At 52.9% G+C, this 15,008-nt stretch carries 12 protein-coding genes; 9 read left to right on the plus strand and 3 right to left on the minus strand.

Annotated elements, in window-relative coordinates; genetic code table 11:
- The first annotated feature begins 80 nt into the window (after positions 1–80).
- The 3 genes from ytxJ (at position 81) to MKY58_RS08195 (ending at position 2,342) form a co-directional block, all read left to right on the plus strand.
- Positions 81–425, plus strand: a complete 345-nt coding sequence (ytxJ, locus tag MKY58_RS08185; RefSeq protein WP_036707638.1) for a bacillithiol system redox-active protein YtxJ — start codon at positions 81–83, stop codon at positions 423–425.
- 93 nt (positions 426–518) lie between these two features.
- The gene (ccpA, locus tag MKY58_RS08190) at positions 519–1,529 is read left to right on the plus strand and encodes a catabolite control protein A (RefSeq protein ID WP_212947090.1); all 1,011 of its coding nucleotides are present in this window, start codon (positions 519–521) and stop codon (positions 1,527–1,529) included.
- Between the two features lie 114 nt (positions 1,530–1,643).
- A complete protein-coding gene (locus tag MKY58_RS08195) occupies positions 1,644–2,342 on the plus strand; it encodes a 5'-methylthioadenosine/adenosylhomocysteine nucleosidase (RefSeq protein ID WP_339324160.1) in 699 nt (232 codons plus the stop codon).
- A 202-nt stretch (positions 2,343–2,544) separates the two neighbouring features.
- On the opposite strand, the gene MKY58_RS08200 is transcribed toward MKY58_RS08195, so the two are convergent.
- A complete protein-coding gene (locus MKY58_RS08200) occupies positions 2,545–3,177 on the minus strand; it encodes a GNAT family N-acetyltransferase (protein ID WP_339324161.1) in 633 nt (210 codons plus the stop codon).
- 291 nt (positions 3,178–3,468) lie between these two features.
- Between MKY58_RS08200 and acsA the strand changes: the two genes are divergently transcribed.
- A complete protein-coding gene (gene acsA, locus MKY58_RS08205; protein ID WP_339324162.1) occupies positions 3,469–5,193 on the plus strand; it encodes an acetate--CoA ligase in 1,725 nt (574 codons plus the stop codon).
- Positions 5,194–5,417: 224 nt separating this feature from the next.
- On the opposite strand, the gene MKY58_RS08210 is transcribed toward acsA, so the two are convergent.
- Positions 5,418–8,576, minus strand: coding sequence for a transglycosylase domain-containing protein (locus tag MKY58_RS08210; RefSeq protein WP_339324163.1), 3,159 nt, complete (start codon positions 8,574–8,576; stop codon positions 5,418–5,420).
- A 198-nt stretch (positions 8,577–8,774) separates the two neighbouring features.
- A complete protein-coding gene (rpsD, locus tag MKY58_RS08215) occupies positions 8,775–9,374 on the minus strand; it encodes a 30S ribosomal protein S4 (RefSeq protein ID WP_339325086.1) in 600 nt (199 codons plus the stop codon).
- Positions 9,375–9,812: 438 nt separating this feature from the next.
- On the opposite strand from rpsD, the gene MKY58_RS08220 reads away from it, so the two are divergent.
- The 5 genes from MKY58_RS08220 (at position 9,813) to MKY58_RS08240 (ending at position 14,956) form a co-directional block, all read left to right on the plus strand.
- Positions 9,813–11,792: a sensor domain-containing diguanylate cyclase gene (locus MKY58_RS08220; protein ID WP_339324164.1), complete on the plus strand. Its 1,980-nt coding sequence runs from the start codon at positions 9,813–9,815 to the stop codon at positions 11,790–11,792.
- Positions 11,793–11,947: 155 nt separating this feature from the next.
- Positions 11,948–12,775, plus strand: coding sequence for a hypothetical protein (locus MKY58_RS08225; protein WP_339324165.1), 828 nt, complete (start codon positions 11,948–11,950; stop codon positions 12,773–12,775).
- 186 nt (positions 12,776–12,961) lie between these two features.
- Positions 12,962–14,077, plus strand: a complete 1,116-nt coding sequence (locus tag MKY58_RS08230) for an aminopeptidase (protein WP_036707653.1) — start codon at positions 12,962–12,964, stop codon at positions 14,075–14,077.
- 109 nt (positions 14,078–14,186) lie between these two features.
- Positions 14,187–14,432, plus strand: a complete 246-nt coding sequence (locus MKY58_RS08235; RefSeq protein WP_036707782.1) for an HPr family phosphocarrier protein — start codon at positions 14,187–14,189, stop codon at positions 14,430–14,432.
- A 230-nt stretch (positions 14,433–14,662) separates the two neighbouring features.
- Positions 14,663–14,956 carry a YlaN family protein gene (locus MKY58_RS08240; RefSeq protein WP_036707656.1) on the plus strand — a complete coding sequence of 98 codons (294 nt, stop codon included), beginning with the start codon at positions 14,663–14,665 and terminating at the stop codon, positions 14,954–14,956.
- The last annotated feature ends 52 nt before the right edge of the window (positions 14,957–15,008 follow it).

A 15,008-nucleotide genomic window follows, 5' to 3' on the forward strand; every position in this document is an offset into this window, starting at 1 on the left:
TTCATAGTTCGTTGGATTTTTCACGAAGTTTTTGATACGATAGTAGGAGGAATGAATCGAAAAAAGGAGATGTATATCAAATGGCGACGATGACCAAACTGACTACTAGCCAGCAGCTGCATTCCGCATTGGCAGCTTCGGACGAAAAGCCTCTGCTCCTGTTCAAGCACAGCACGCGCTGCCCGATCAGCGCCGGGGCCTATCAACAGATGATGTCATACTTGCAAAACGAGCCGAACGAAGCCGTAGAATACGCATTAATCCATGTGGTCGAGGATCGCCCCGTCTCGCTGGAAGCGGCGGATCTGCTTGGCGTGCAGCACGAATCCCCTCAGGTGATTCTGGTCAAAAATCAGGCGCCGGTCTGGCATACATCTCATTCTCATATCACGGAAGATGCTTTGAAACAGCACCTGAAAGGATAGTAAAGCGTTATCATTGCAGAATGCGACAATTTGTCGTATCATAATTTTAATGGGTTGACGAGTGAAAATTTATTGGCAATGGAGAGAAGGAATTTGACGGTAACCATTTACGATGTGGCACGTGAAGCAGGCGTATCGATGGCAACGGTATCACGGGTTGTAAACAACAACCCCAACGTGAAGCCTCAGACCCGGAAAAAAGTATATGAAGCAATCGAACGTTTGGGATATCGACCTAATGCGGTGGCAAGAGGCCTTGCCAGCAAAAAAACGACGACGGTCGGGGTAGTCATTCCCGATATCTCGAACTCTATTTTTGCGGAAATCGCCCGGGGCATCGAAGACATCGCCAACATGTACCACTATAATATCATTTTGTGTAACGCCGATAAGAAGAAGGAAAAAGAAATTCGCGTCATCAACACGCTGCTCGAGAAACAGGTCGACGGCTTGCTGTTCATGGGCGGAACCGTAACGGAAGAGCATATTCAGGCATTCCAAACCTCCGCCGTACCGATCGTGCTTTGCGCGACGCGGGATGAACAGGGAACCTATCCTTCCGTGGATATCGATCACGAAGCGGCGGCATTTGACGCTGTCAACACGCTCATCCGCCACGGCCACCGCGAAATCGCGATGATCAGCGGCACGCTTCAGGACCCTGCCAACGGGTACTCCCGTTTCCAAGGGTACAAAAAAGCGCTGGAGAACGCGGGAATCGAATACCAGGAGGACCTTGTCCGCATCGGTAACTACCGCTACGAGTCCGGCGTCGAAGCCATGAAATATTTCCTTGGGCTGAAGAAAAAGCCGACGGCTATCTTTGCGGCAACGGACGAAATGGCGATCGGCGCCATTCACAGCATCCAGGACGAAGGGCTGAAAGTGCCTGACGATTTCTCCGTGATCAGCGTCGACAATACGCGTATGGCTTCCATGGTTCGTCCGCTGCTGACAACGGTTGCTCAGCCGATGTACGATCTTGGGGCGGTGGCCATGCGTCTGCTGACCAAGCTGATGAAAAAGGAAAACGTGGACAACCCCCGGGTTATTTTGCCGCATGAGACGATTTTGCGTCTATCCGTCAGCCACGTGAACGAATAAGAAATAGAAACGATATGAAAAAGGTTATGTTACGCTGAAAAAAAGCTTCCTTGCGGGAGCTTTTTTTCACATATCGGTCTGGAAACCGAAATTTAGGAAAAGGGAGAATGAAAGATGCCGGAAACAATCGGAATCATTGGAGCGATGGACGAAGAGGTCGAGCTGCTGCTGGCCGGGATGAACGGCTCGGAAACGGTGGAGAAGGCCGGAATCCGCTATCATAAAGGGAGATTCCACGGCAAAAACGTCATCGTCTGCAAATCGGGAGTCGGGAAAGTGAACGCCGCGGTGACGACGCAAATTTTGATCGACTTTTTCGGCGTATCGAAAGTGTTGTTCACGGGCGTCGCAGGCGCCGTTCATCCGGAGCTTAACATCGGCGACATCGTCATTTCCTCCGAATGCCTTCAGCATGATATGGACGTGACGGCGCTCGGTTTCGAACGCGGGGTCATCCCTTATCAGGAGGTTTCCGTTTTTCAAGCCGACAAGGCGTTGATCGCGCTTGCCGAAAAGGCGTGCAGCGCGCTTGGCGAAGTGAATTTCCGCGTCGGGCGGGTACTCTCCGGCGATCAATTTATCGCCAGCGTGGAACAGGTCTCCTGGTTCTATGAACATCTGCAGGGGGCGTGCGTCGAGATGGAAGGGGCGGCGGTCGCCCAGGTTTGTTACATGAACGGCGTGCCGTTTGTGATCATCCGTTCCATGTCGGACAAAGCCGACGGTTCGGCGCATGCCAACTTCGCGGAGTTTACGGTAGCGTCTTCGCGCCGTTCGCATGCCATTTTGGATGATATGCTTCGGCAAATGTAAAATAGGCTCATCAGCGAACAAGCTGCCCGGCTAGGTTAACCACAACCCCGGGCGGCTTGTTTGCTGTTGGAAGATGCGGCGGAGCAAAAGAGGGGGGCTGCCGGCAATTGAGCACATAACAAATAAGCCGTCCCGGACGAGAGCGGCGCTCGGCAGGGGACAGCTGGTGTTTTTTATGAGATGGATTTTGCCAAAGCATGGGCTAATACATGAAACGCTGCTGGAAACGGATGCGGTCGAACTGCTCCTTCGACGAAATCGGAACATCCCGGCCGATCCGGACCATAAGGCAGTTGGCCGGATGCGAGCAAATTTCCGGATCGTCGGTCGCGTACCAGACCATGTCGACGACCTTCATCAGCCGTTCCATCATTTTGCGGTAATCCCATACGTTCAGCCCACTGCTTTTTAAATCCCAATGCCAATAATATTCCGTCGTGAACACGATATATTGTTCCATTTGCCCGCCTTCGAAGGCGGTTTTGATCATTTTCTGGCCGAGGCCCAGCGACCGGTAATCGTTGGCCACCTCGATCGCGCCAAGCTCGATCAAATCCTCCATATGGCCTTGGGACCAGCGCTCTTGCTCGTCCGGATAATGGAAGGTGACGTAGCCGACGATGACGTTTTCCTCGCGGGTGATGATGATCCTTCCTTCCGCAAGCCCGGCGATTTCGATCAGCGCTTCGTGCTGGTCTTTCGGACGGCGGAACGCATCGAGGTCGGGGTGCATGGTTAACTCGGACAATCTTCCGGGCGGCACGGGGCCTTCAACGACCAGGCAGCGCTCGCCAAGAGGCACGGTTTCGACATGGTACAATTTCAGGTGTTCCATCTGGACGCTCCTTTCGGCTTCTAACCTACTTATAGCAAAAAAACAATTAAATGAAAAGCGATGGCAGGAATTTTCATCCTATGTTATAATGATTTCTGACAAAAAACAGTCACAATTTTTGATCTTTACATCTGCCGGACCTGCTGTATCATGTTTTTCGCTTATCGGAATCATCGGAAAAAGGTTTTGAAGACTGATTGCGTGTGTATGTTGTCATTATGGCATGAACTCATACAAATTGTAAGCGCTGCCCTATCAATTTTTGGGAGAAACAGAGGGAGGATGAAAGAAATGGATCAAAATCAAAACGAAATTTTACCAAGCGTCGCAACAACGTCCAACCTGGGCGATTATGAAGAAGCCCGCTCGAAATTCCAATGGGAGGAAGTCGAGAAGCACTTCAGCTGGTACACGACCGGGAAGGTCAATATGGCGTACGAGGCCATCGACCGTCACGTTGCGGAAGGCCGCGGCGACAAAAAGGCTTTGCTCTACAGCGACACTGCGCGGGACGAAAGTTATACCTTCGGCGACTTGAAGGAGCAATCCGACAAGTTCGGCAACGTTCTCCGCAAATACGGGATCGGCAAAGGCGACCGGGTGTTTATTTTTATGCCGCGCAGTCCTGAACTCTATTTTTCTCTCATGGGCATTCTGAAAGTGGGAGCCGTCGTCGGCCCGTTGTTCGAAGCGTTTATGGAGACGGCCGTCAAAGACCGTCTGGAAGACAGCGGCGCGGTAGCGCTCGTCACGACAAGCCAACTGCTTGGCCGGGTCAAGCGCGACGAGCTGCCTGAGCTGAAGCATATTTTCGTGGTTGGGGATCAAGTTGAGGAAGACGGCCAAATTCATGATTATTTCGGTGAAATGAAAGAAGCTTCTTCCGACCTTTCCATCGAATGGCTCGACCGGAACGACGGCTTGATCATGCACTACACTTCGGGTTCGACAGGGAAGCCGAAAGGCGTCTACCATGTGCAAAATGCCATGATTCAACATTATTACACGGGCAAAATGGTGCTGGACCTGCGCGAAGACGATATTTATTGGTGTACCGCCGATCCGGGCTGGGTGACGGGCACGTCGTACGGCATCTTCGCTCCGTGGCTGAACGGGGCAACGAACGTTATTCGCGGCGGACGCTTCAGTCCACAAGATTGGTACGGCACGATCGCTAAAAATAAAGTAACGGTATGGTACAGCGCTCCAACCGCATTCCGGATGCTGATGGGCGCAGGGTCGGACATCATTTCCCAATTCGACCTGAGCAGCCTCCGCCACGTGCTTTCCGTCGGGGAGCCGCTGAATCCGGAGGTCGTTCGCTGGGGACATAAAGTCTACGGCCAGCGCATCCATGATACGTGGTGGATGACGGAAACCGGAGGGCATTTGATCTGTAACTATCCATCGATGGCGATCAAGCCGGGATCGATGGGCCGTCCGATTCCAGGCGTGGAAGCCGCGATTCTCGACGACAACGGCAACGAGGTTCCGCCGTATACGATGGGCAACCTGGCCATCAAAACGCCTTGGCCGTCCATGATGAATCAGATCTGGAATAACCCTGCCAAATATCAGGAATATTTCCGGATCCCGGGCTGGTACGTTTCCGGCGACTCGGCTTACATGGACGAAGACGGGTACTTCTGGTTCCAGGGGCGCGTCGACGACGTCATCAACTCCTCCGGCGAACGGATCGGACCGTTTGAGGTGGAAAGCAAGCTCGTCGAACATCCGGCGGTAGCCGAAGCCGGCGTCATCGGCAAGCCTGATGCTACCCGCGGCGAAATCATCAAAGCGTTTATCTCGCTGCGCGAAGGCTATCAGGAATCCGAAGAGCTGAAAAACGAAATTTATAAATTCGTGAAAGAGGGACTCTCCGCCCACGCGGCGCCGCGGGAGATTGAATTCCGCGACAAGCTGCCGAAAACGAGATCCGGTAAAATCATGCGCCGGGTGCTCAAGGCTTGGGAGCTGAACCTGCCGACAGGCGACCTGTCCACGATCGAGGATTAATCGCATATACCGTTTATCCAGGAAGCACCGGACCATTCGTTCCGGTGCTTCTTTTTGTTGGGAGGGGAAATCCCTGAGCAGGCGGTTTACCGGATTGCAGCCGCTTCGATGGCCGGGAAGCAGGGGTTAGGGTGGGGCGGGACGGAGCGTTTTCTTGGAAGTTGACTTTAGAACGTAGAAAAAAGGCTTACCCTGCGATTTGCAGGATAAGCCTTGGATGGCCGTCATTTTTTCTCGAAATACGAGGCCGGGGATGGAGGAGATTCCCCCGCCGAATTAACGGCCGTGACCCGGAAATAACCCGCTACCGGCGCCGCTGCAGCATATTGGAAGCCGGGCTCCCGGCTGGAGCCGATTTTGGAATAGGATCCATTGGGTTTCTCGCTGTAATAAACGTAGTATTCCGTCACCTTCTCCTCAGGACGGGACGGATTCCATTGGAACAGGATGCCGTTTTCCAGCGGCGAAATCTGCAGGCTTACAGGCGAAGCTGGCGCCTGCAGCTGCGCGTCCGAACCCGTAACGGATTGGCCCGGAATTTGCTGGCCATTAGCGCCCGGATCGAGCGACGTGCCCGGGTCGACCGATGTGCCTGGATCAATCGGAACGCCGGGGTCCGTGTTTGCGCCGTTGTCTCCAGGGAGCCCGAGCGTTCCGTCGCCGAGGCTGCTTACCGTTGCGCTTGGCGCCGATTCTTTGCCTGCGACATCGACCGCCGTCACATAAAATGCGGAACCGGCATCGGCAGGGCTGGTGAATGAAGTCGCATTGCCCGCCAGCACGATTTTGCCCGTATTTTGGAAAGCGCCGCCGTTTTGGGACCGGTACAGCCGGTATCCGACGACATCCGATTGCCCGGATGGATTGAACGTAATCGTTGCGCTGCTGCCGTTCAAGGCCATTCTGACGTTGCCTGGCGCAGCCGGAGGAGCGCCGTCATCCACGCGCGGATCGATTTCGGTCGGCATATCCTCGCCGGCATCGCGCGGAATATAGTAGGAAAGCGGCTCATGGCCTCCGCGCATTTTGGCGAATGCGGCTTCAAGCTCCTTGATGAGGTCCGGAATCGGTTTCTCGCGTTTAATGACGACCTTTTCCTTCAGCATATCCTCAGGCGTCCCATCCTTCGGAATGTAGTTGACCCCGTTGTACGTGATGTATTTGACTTTGGCGATGGCGTCATCGCTTGCTTTAGGCACGTATTTTACGTTAAACAGATCGGTCACGAATTTATCGGTTAAGGAAGTCGGCAGTTTACCGCTATAGGCCGATACCGTCTTGGAAACGATGCCTTCGGGTTTATCGAATTTCGCCGTCTTGAACAAATCCGCTTCCTTTTCAGCGACTTCGTTCATGATCAACGTCCATATGGACTGGGCCCGTTTTCTGGCCGATTTGGTCGTCAGGGTGTTTTTCGGCTCCTTGTAGCCTACCCATACGCCAAGCGTGACGTCAGGCGAATAGCCCATAAACCAAACGTCGGCATAGTTTTGCGTAGAACCGGTTTTCCCGACGATCGGGATTCGTTTGAAATGCTTGTAGTTTTTGCGGACAACATCGCCGGTTCCGTCCGTAATGACGGTGCGAAGCATATCGGTCATCAGATAAGCGGTTTGCTTCGAAAATGCCTGCACAGGCTTGGATTCATGCTGATAAACGATGTTGCCGTTCGAATCGACGATTTTTTCGATCATGTAAGCATCGTTGAACGTACCTTGGTTGGCGATGGCGCTGTAGGCGTTCGTCAGCTCTTCGACGGTGACTCCGTACTTCAGACCGCCCAGGACGCCCGTTTGGGCCGAGTAATCCTCTTTTTGGATCGTCGTGATGCCGAGCTTTTTGGAAAAAGCCCAAGCCGCATCGATGCCGACGACATTGTTATACAGCTTCAAGGCGATCGTGTTCACGGACTTGTTCAACGCTTTCCGGGCCGTCATCAACCCGCTGTAACCCGAAGTCGAGTTTTTCGGGATGTGGAATCCCTTTTGGCCGTCCTTCAGAATGATCGGGGCGTCGTCCAGGATGCTTGCGGGCTGGATGGCGCCGGATTCGATGGCAGGCAGATAAGCGGCGATCGGTTTCATGGTCGACCCCGGCTGACGAACCATCTGCGTGGCGTAGTTCATCTGTTCTTTGTTGAAATCCCGGCCTTCGAGCATGCCCAAAATGGCGCCCGTCTTGTTGTCGATCATCATGGCGGCCGTTTGCTCAGGACCTTTCGTTTTGCTGTCCGGTCCGAAGTTATCCTTGTTTTCGCCGATTTTATGCATCGAATTATAAACGCGTTTATCGATGGTGGTATATACGCGGTATCCGCCGGTCTTCAGCTGTTGATTTGCCGCCTCGAGCAGATCGCCGTCTCTTTCGGACGGATCTTCCGGGTCTTTGCCCGCGTTTTTCAAATTCAGCTCCATCAAAATTTCCGAAGCCTGGCGTTCGGTCTCCATCATCAGGTAAGGGTAGGTCGAATACGCCTTTTCGACGCGGGGAGCGAGCGCCTTGCGGATATCGAAGGCCATCGCTTCCTTGTACTGGGCTTCCGTGATTTTGTTTTCCTCCAGCATGCGGCGCAGCACGAGGTGCTGGCGGTCCAGCGCGCGCTTGAAGGCGTCCGGATTAAAATCGCCCTTGGAATTGTAAGCGGAGTATCGGGTCGGAAGCTGCGGCAACCCCGCAAGGTAAGCGGCCTGAGCGACGTTAAGCTGATTCAGATCATTGATATTAAAAATGCCCTTTGCAGCTGCTTTGATTCCGTACAAGTTGTATCCGCTGGCGCCCTTGCCGAAAGGCACCTTATTCAGGTAAGCGGTCAGAATCTCTTCTTTCGTCATGAACCGCTCCAGGCGGAGCGCAAGCAATATCTCCTTGATCTTCCGGTCATCGGTCTTGTCGAGGCTCAGGAAAACGCGTCTGGCCAACTGCTGCGTCAGCGTGCTGCCGCCGGTTTGGACGGATTCTTTCAGCACCTTTTGCCTTACGGCACGCAGCGTGCCTTTCATGTCTACGCCATTATGTTCAAAAAAGTGGTTGTCTTCTATGGAAATGACGGCATCGATGACTAATTTCGGAATTTGCTTGTATTCCACGGGACGCCGGTCTTCATCCGTGCGGATTTGACCGATGGGCGTCTGTTGGTCGCGAAAATAAGCAAAGCTGGTGATGGCGTTTTCACCCATTTTCTGATCGATCAGTTCCCTGGAGCGGACGGGTTCGTCTTTGACGATATGAGCGACGTAACCCATGGCGGCGCCTCCGACGAACAGGGCTCCCATCAGTCCGACGACAAACAGCCAGAGGATGACCAGGCCCGTGACCCGGGCGTAGGACCGCCTCGGTTTCGTGGCTGGCTGCTTATCCGGTTTTTTATTGTTATTTTCAACCATTCGCGTGCGTTCCTCCTTTTAACGGAACTATTATAGCATAATTTGCGGATTTTGAATGCAGGGAGCGAATGAGGGCTTTTTTTCGTGAGATTTGACATATTTGAAGGGCAAATCGTACAAAGCAGGCGGGCCGAAACGGTCCCGAAAAACGGCAAAAAGCCCGGAACCGAAGGTTCCGGGCTTTCTTTAAGGCAAAGATTAACGGTTGTAGAATTCGACGATTTGTTTTTCGTCGATGTCTTGGGAAAGCTCAGCGCGTTCAGGCAAACGGATGTATTTGCCTTCCATTGCCGCATCGTTGTATTCCAGGTAGCCTGGAAGATGGCTGCGGTTTTCCAAAGCTTCTTTGATGGAAGAGAGGCCGCGGCTTCTTTCGCGAAGACCGATTACGTCGCCGATGTTCACCATGTAGGAAGCAACGTCGACTTTTTTCCCGTTAACGGTGATGTGACCGTGGGAAACCAGCTGACGAGCGCCTGCACGGGAGTTGGCGAAGCCAAGACGGTAAACGAGGTTGTCCAGGCGGCTTTCCAGCAAGAACATGAAGTTTTCGCCGGCGATCCCTTGCATTTTTTGAGCTCTGTGGAAAAGAGTGCTGAACTGCTTTTCACCCAAACCGTACATGTGGCGCAGTTTTTGCTTTTCAGCGAGCTGCATGCCGTAGTTGCTCACTTTTCTCCGTTGGTTAGGACCGTGTTGTCCCGGAGGGAAAGGGCGCTTCAATTCTTTGCCTGTACCGCTGAGGGAGATGCCCAAACGGCGGCTCAGTTTAAATTTAGGACCAGTGTAACGTGCCATGTTATAGTAGACTCCTTTATTTTCAAATATTAATGTGAAATAGGGCTCTATTTGCGCCGGGTTAGTTGATTGTGTTAGCCTTATCGGCAGTAACACCTGATTGAAAAGTTCAGCCGCTGTTCGAATCAGCAACAAACCGCGAGAGGGTGACACAACGTTACGCCCAAATTCAGACTGAATACAGTCTTGTTCATCAATAGATTTTAAACGAATGCTCATGGCAAAGTCAAGTCCTGAGAAATATCGAGAAACGTCTAATTTTGTCGATAGGCCTATGGTCCTAAAAAAGTAGGACAAAATCTCTGAAATTTTGATGCAAAATCGGTTTGAAGAGAGTAGAATAAGGGTATTATGAAAGTTTTTGAAGATTTACCGCTTATTTCGACCACCATGGTGCCGTGCGACACCTTTTAACACGGTGTAAAGGAGCGCCTGCTAATGCCAGAACATCAACAGGATTTTTCCAAACATCAAAGTTTGTTTCAGACCCATATTGAATCGGCGTCTCCGAGCGAGTCTTCTCATTTATGGTTGAAGGAGATGGACATCACCGGCCATGACTTGCCTTACGTTCGGGAGGTCCTGCAGCAATCCTTCGAGGATTGGCGAAAGGAGACGGGGGCGCTGCCTTTATCGCAGCAATCCGATTGGGCCGTCGCCGATCACGAGGGCGCATACGCATGCGGCGAGACGGCGGTCCATGAACTGCTTGCCGCGCATTGCCCGGACCTTTTGAAGCGCTGCCTGGCATCGCATGATACGGTTTGCGGCGATATCGGACCATCCGGCCGTTATGGATTCGCCGGACGAAGGATTTGCCTCGTGCCCATACTGTCGCGGAACGGGGAGCTGCTTGTTGCCGTGCTTGCTTGCGTGCTTCCGAAGGATGGCAGCGTCAGCGGCACCGATGCCGTCCGTGCGACCGCGCTGCATTACCGCTCTTGTTTTTTCAAACGCTATGAATACATATTCGTGTCCGACGTCATGAAGGTTCAAAAAAATGCGGAACGCGAGGCGAGCCGCAGATCGATCCTGTTCCAAATCATGCAGCGGATGCATGACCAAATCGACGTGGATACGGTGATCACCGAAGTGCTCGACAGCATCGCGATCCTGTATCCTTCCATTGAGCTCAACCTCATGATGTCCCAGGATCACGAGCACCGCAACCCGAGGGTGAGACCGCTGGTGTTCCACCCGTGGGGCGAAGACATTTGCGTGCGGGCCTTTATGGACGGAAGATTGACGGTTCAGGAGGGCATGGAGGGACGGGATGAGGCCGAGATCGCCATTCCGTTCGGAGGCAAGCAGGGCATTTACGGCGTGTTCCATCTGAAAATGACCCGCGAACTGAAGGAAGATCTGGATCTGCAGCTCATTACGATGATGATCGATACCGCCGGCAATGCTTTTGAAAACGCCAAGCTGTACGAGCAATCCAATTTGCTGATCCATGAGCTCCGGCTGATCAACGAACTGACGCAGCGGCTCAACCAAAGCCTGCAGCTCGCGGACATCTACAAACTCGCGACGGGGGAACTGCTCAATATTTTTAACGCGGATTATTGCTGCTTCCTTCAATGGAATGAGGAACGAAACATGCTCGAGGTCATGTCGTGCAACGAGCCGTCGCTTTCGCGGGACCTTTTCAGCAAAGATTACGGCTTCGGCGGACTGGTGTACGAAAAAAAGGAACCGATCATTTTATCGGATTACCATTTGAACACCAAGGTATCGTCCAAACTGATGGAAGTGACCGGATCGCAATCGCTGATCGCTACGCCGTTAAGCGTCAACGGCAAGGTGATCGGAGCCGTCTTGCTGACGCATCGCAGCCCGCATTTTTTCTCCTACGACAATTACCGCCTGCTCCAAACGCTGGCCAGCCATATCGGGCTGTCCGTCAGCAACGCTCTGCTGCATGCCGAGCTCAGGCGCATGGCGAACCGCGATATGCTTACCGACATGTATGCCCGCCATTATCTCGACGAAGCGATCCAGGATTCGCAGGCCAAAGATTTTTGCGGCTCCCTGATCGTCGTGGACATCGACCAGTTCAAGCAGGTCAACGATACTTACGGCCATCAAAAAGGCGACAAAATTTTGAAGCAGGTCAGCGAAATTTTGAAAACGTCCATCCGGCCCGTCGACATTCCCGCAAGATGGGGCGGCGAAGAACTTGCGGTATATTTGCCGCAGCTCGGCCTTCATCAGGCCATGAAGGTGGCGGAAACGATCCGGACGCGGGTGGCGCAGGAGACCAATCCCGGCGTGACCGTGTCGAGCGGCATTGCCGAATGGTGCATTCTCGACAAGCACATCAGCGTGGACAGCCTGTTTTACAGAGCCGACATGGCGTTGTACCGCGCCAAAAACAGCGGCCGCAACCAAATTCAAATCGAAGACATGAACGAATGAGAAAGAGCGATCTGTGCCAAGCAGCAGGCGCTCTTTTTTTGCGCAAAAATAATAGTTCGGGGGCGTTCCGCGCGGCCCGTTTTCGGACGACGGCTGCATAATCGTTTGCGGCAAAGGCAAGCCTAAGCCCAAAAGTGCGAGAAGAGGGATGCCTTATGAAAAAGAGGAGATTCTGCCGCGGTTTTGCCGTATCGCTGTGCATATGTTTGGGGTTGACGGGGTGCGGCATGTTCCAAAACCAAAAAAGCCCGGAAGCGTGGTTCAAACAGACACTCGGCGGGTTAGCCGGCATCGATTCCTTCAAGTTTAGCGGGGAAGCGGCCGTACGTACCCAATCGGAAAAAGGCTTTCGGGAGAGCTTGGCCTACGAGGGGATCCTGACCGAACACGACAAGCTGACGATCCGCAGCATGCTGCCTGCGCAAGCCGCCGGCAAGGATGCGTCGAATGCGGTGCGAACCAGCAGCTACCATGCAGCCGAATCCGGATTCCGGCGGCAGGACGGCCATTGGGTTCATCTGTTCAGCGAGGGCAGCGCGGCGCTGGGCACGTCCCTGGCCCGGTTTAATCCGCTCGCACAACTCGACGCGATCGACAAGCTTCCGAAACAGATCAGGGAGGCTTCGGGCGCTGCGCGCGGAACGAAGGTGCTCCGGATCGAGCTTACCCCGCCGGCCGCCAAACAGTGGCTTACCGAGCAGCTGGAAACCGAGATGGATGCGGTCCGGAAGCAGGCAGAGGAATCCGACCAAGGGCTTTCCGCCAAGGAAAAGCGCCGGCTGACCGACGTATGGAACAAGGGCAACGGCCAGATGAGGCAAATGCTCGAACACGCGGAAGTCGAAATGGTGTATTATTTGACGATCGACAAACGGACCGGCTTTCCGGTCAAGCTTTCTTCCGAGAGCGATATACGCTACCTCAATCTGCATCATCGGGAGGAACATGAACAGATGGTCAACGACGTCGCTTTTCACCCATGACGGGGGTGCGGCTCTTTTGGTCGATGGATTAAACATTCCGCTAGACGCCGCGGTTCATCCTGCGAAGTACGCCGATCGGCGTTTTCTTACTGTTTGAAGGCGGAAGAAAGTGCTACAATAGAGGACGAATAAATTAACCTTTGTTCAAAAAAATATACTGCACGGATTTTTAGGAGGAATAAACAGATGCGAGATCCTAGAATTCAGAAGCTTGCCGAAAATCTGGTGGGTTATTCGGTAAACGTACAGCCGGGCGAAAATGTCCTGGTCGAAATGATCGGCTCGGAGCGGGATTTGCTGAAAGCCGTGATCGAAGAGGTACATAAACGCGGGGGCAACCCGTTCGTCGAATTGACGGACCGAGGGGTGCAGCGCGCGATGCTCATGAACGCAACCGAAGAAATGGTTAAAACGTGGGCGGAATACGATTTGGAACGCATGAAAAAAATGGACTGCTACATCGGCATCCGTTCCGGCGAAAACGTAAACGACCTCGCGGACGTGCCGGACGACAAAATGCGTTTGTTTAACCGCCTGTACAATCATCCCGTTCACAGCGGGCAGCGCGTCAACCATACGAAATGGGTCGTTCTGCGTTATCCGAACGCGAGCATGGCGCAACTGTCCAATCAGAGCACCGAAGCCTTCGAGGATTTCTACTTCGACGTGTGCAACCTGGATTACGCCAAAATGGACAAAGCGCAGGATCCCCTTGCCGAGCTGATGAGAAAAACGGACAAAGTCCGGATCGTCGGTCCGGGCACCGATTTGACGTTTTCGATCAAAGGGATCGGGGCGACGAAATGCGCGGGCGAAAAAAACATCCCCGACGGCGAAGTATATAGCGCGCCCGTCCGCGATTCCGTCAACGGCACGATCAGCTACAACACCAGCACCGTATATCAAGGCATCACCTTCGAAAACATCAAGTTCACGTTTAAGGACGGAAAGATCGTCGAAGCGACAAGCAATGATACCGAGCGCTTGAACCAAATCCTCGATTCCGACGAAGGCGCCCGTTACATCGGCGAGTTTGCGATCGGTTTTAACCCGTACATTCTGCATCCGATGAAGGATACCCTGTTCGACGAAAAAATCGCGGGCAGCATCCATTTTACGCCGGGGCAAGCCTATGAGGATTGCGACAACGGCAACCGTTCGTCGATCCACTGGGATATCGTTTTGATCCAGCGCCCGGATTACGGCGGCGGCGAAATTTATTTTGACGACGTGCTGATCCGCAAGGACGGATTGTTCGTGATCGACGAGCTGAAAGGCCTCAACCCGGACCAGTTGGTGTAATCTTCGAAAACGAACCAGAAATCCCTTGCACAGGAAAGCGGATTCAATGTATCATGAAATTGGCAGCATGAATATAATACCTGATACCAAAAGCTACGGAGGGATCACAATGTCCAGTAATAACGCAGCTGTAGTGGAAATCGCCCAGACAGCGGGCAAGTTTACTTCTTCCATTGTGCTTCAGGCAGACAACAAGTACATTGATGTCAAAAGCATTCTGGGTTTGTTTACGACCCTTGTAAGCAATAAAGGCTATGAACTCCATGTTCATGGACCGGATGCGGATGAGGCGAAAGCGGCTATGAAAGAAGTATTCGCGAAACACGGCCTGAAAGTCGAAGTCGTAGAAGAATAATGATTCTAAAAAAAGCGTTCTGCCCATGCGGCAGGGCGCTTTTTTTAAGCGGTCTTTCACGAATATGCAAACTATTTTTCCCGATGATGCTTCGGATTAAAGCGGTCCGGCTTCGGCGAAGGTGCGCCGGTGGACGTTTTTATTACGATGTTCTTGTATTGGGCTCTGATTTCGTCTAATATTAAAGAAGAGAACAAGGGTGTGACTTTTGGACATAGGGGGGAAGATGCATGACTTCTTCTGAGCTGCAGGAACAGTTGAACATGAAAGCAATCAGTCTTCTACAAGAAGATGCAGATAAAATACAGAAGCTTATCGAAGTACAAATGGAGAATCTGGCAACCCGCTATTGCCCTCTCTATGAGGAAGTGCTGGACACCCAGATGTACGGATTTTCCAGAGAAGTCGACTTCGCGGTCAGAGCAGGGCTGCTCCCCGAGGCGGCAGGCAAACAGCTTGTCAGCCAGCTCGAACGCAATTTGGCGATCCTTTACGAGGCACTGAACAACAAGAAGGCGGAATAAGCCCGTTCTTTTTTTCGGGGCCACACGTTAAAAAGCATGAACTCCTTGAACG

This window comes from Paenibacillus sp. FSL W8-0194, from assembly GCF_037969745.1.
GTDB lineage: Bacteria > Bacillota > Bacilli > Paenibacillales > Paenibacillaceae > Paenibacillus_AQ > Paenibacillus_AQ cookii.

Excerpts from the sequence above, each read along its gene's own strand:
- MKY58_RS08195 (WP_339324160.1), top strand. The coding sequence starts at position 1,644 with ATGCCGGAAACAATCGGAATCATTGGAGCGATGGACGAAGAGGTCGAG.
- MKY58_RS08225 (WP_339324165.1), top strand. The coding sequence starts at position 11,948 with ATGAAAAAGAGGAGATTCTGCCGCGGTTTTGCCGTATCGCTGTGCATA.
- MKY58_RS08210 (WP_339324163.1), bottom strand. The coding sequence starts at position 8,576 with ATGGTTGAAAATAACAATAAAAAACCGGATAAGCAGCCAGCCACGAAA.
- MKY58_RS08240 (WP_036707656.1), top strand. The coding sequence starts at position 14,663 with ATGACTTCTTCTGAGCTGCAGGAACAGTTGAACATGAAAGCAATCAGT.
- acsA (WP_339324162.1), top strand. The coding sequence starts at position 3,469 with ATGGATCAAAATCAAAACGAAATTTTACCAAGCGTCGCAACAACGTCC.
- MKY58_RS08220 (WP_339324164.1), top strand. The coding sequence starts at position 9,813 with ATGCCAGAACATCAACAGGATTTTTCCAAACATCAAAGTTTGTTTCAG.
- rpsD (WP_339325086.1), bottom strand. The coding sequence starts at position 9,374 with ATGGCACGTTACACTGGTCCTAAATTTAAACTGAGCCGCCGTTTGGGC.
- MKY58_RS08235 (WP_036707782.1), top strand. The coding sequence starts at position 14,187 with ATGTCCAGTAATAACGCAGCTGTAGTGGAAATCGCCCAGACAGCGGGC.
- MKY58_RS08200 (WP_339324161.1), bottom strand. The coding sequence starts at position 3,177 with ATGGAACACCTGAAATTGTACCATGTCGAAACCGTGCCTCTTGGCGAG.
- ytxJ (WP_036707638.1), top strand. The coding sequence starts at position 81 with ATGGCGACGATGACCAAACTGACTACTAGCCAGCAGCTGCATTCCGCA.
- MKY58_RS08230 (WP_036707653.1), top strand. The coding sequence starts at position 12,962 with ATGCGAGATCCTAGAATTCAGAAGCTTGCCGAAAATCTGGTGGGTTAT.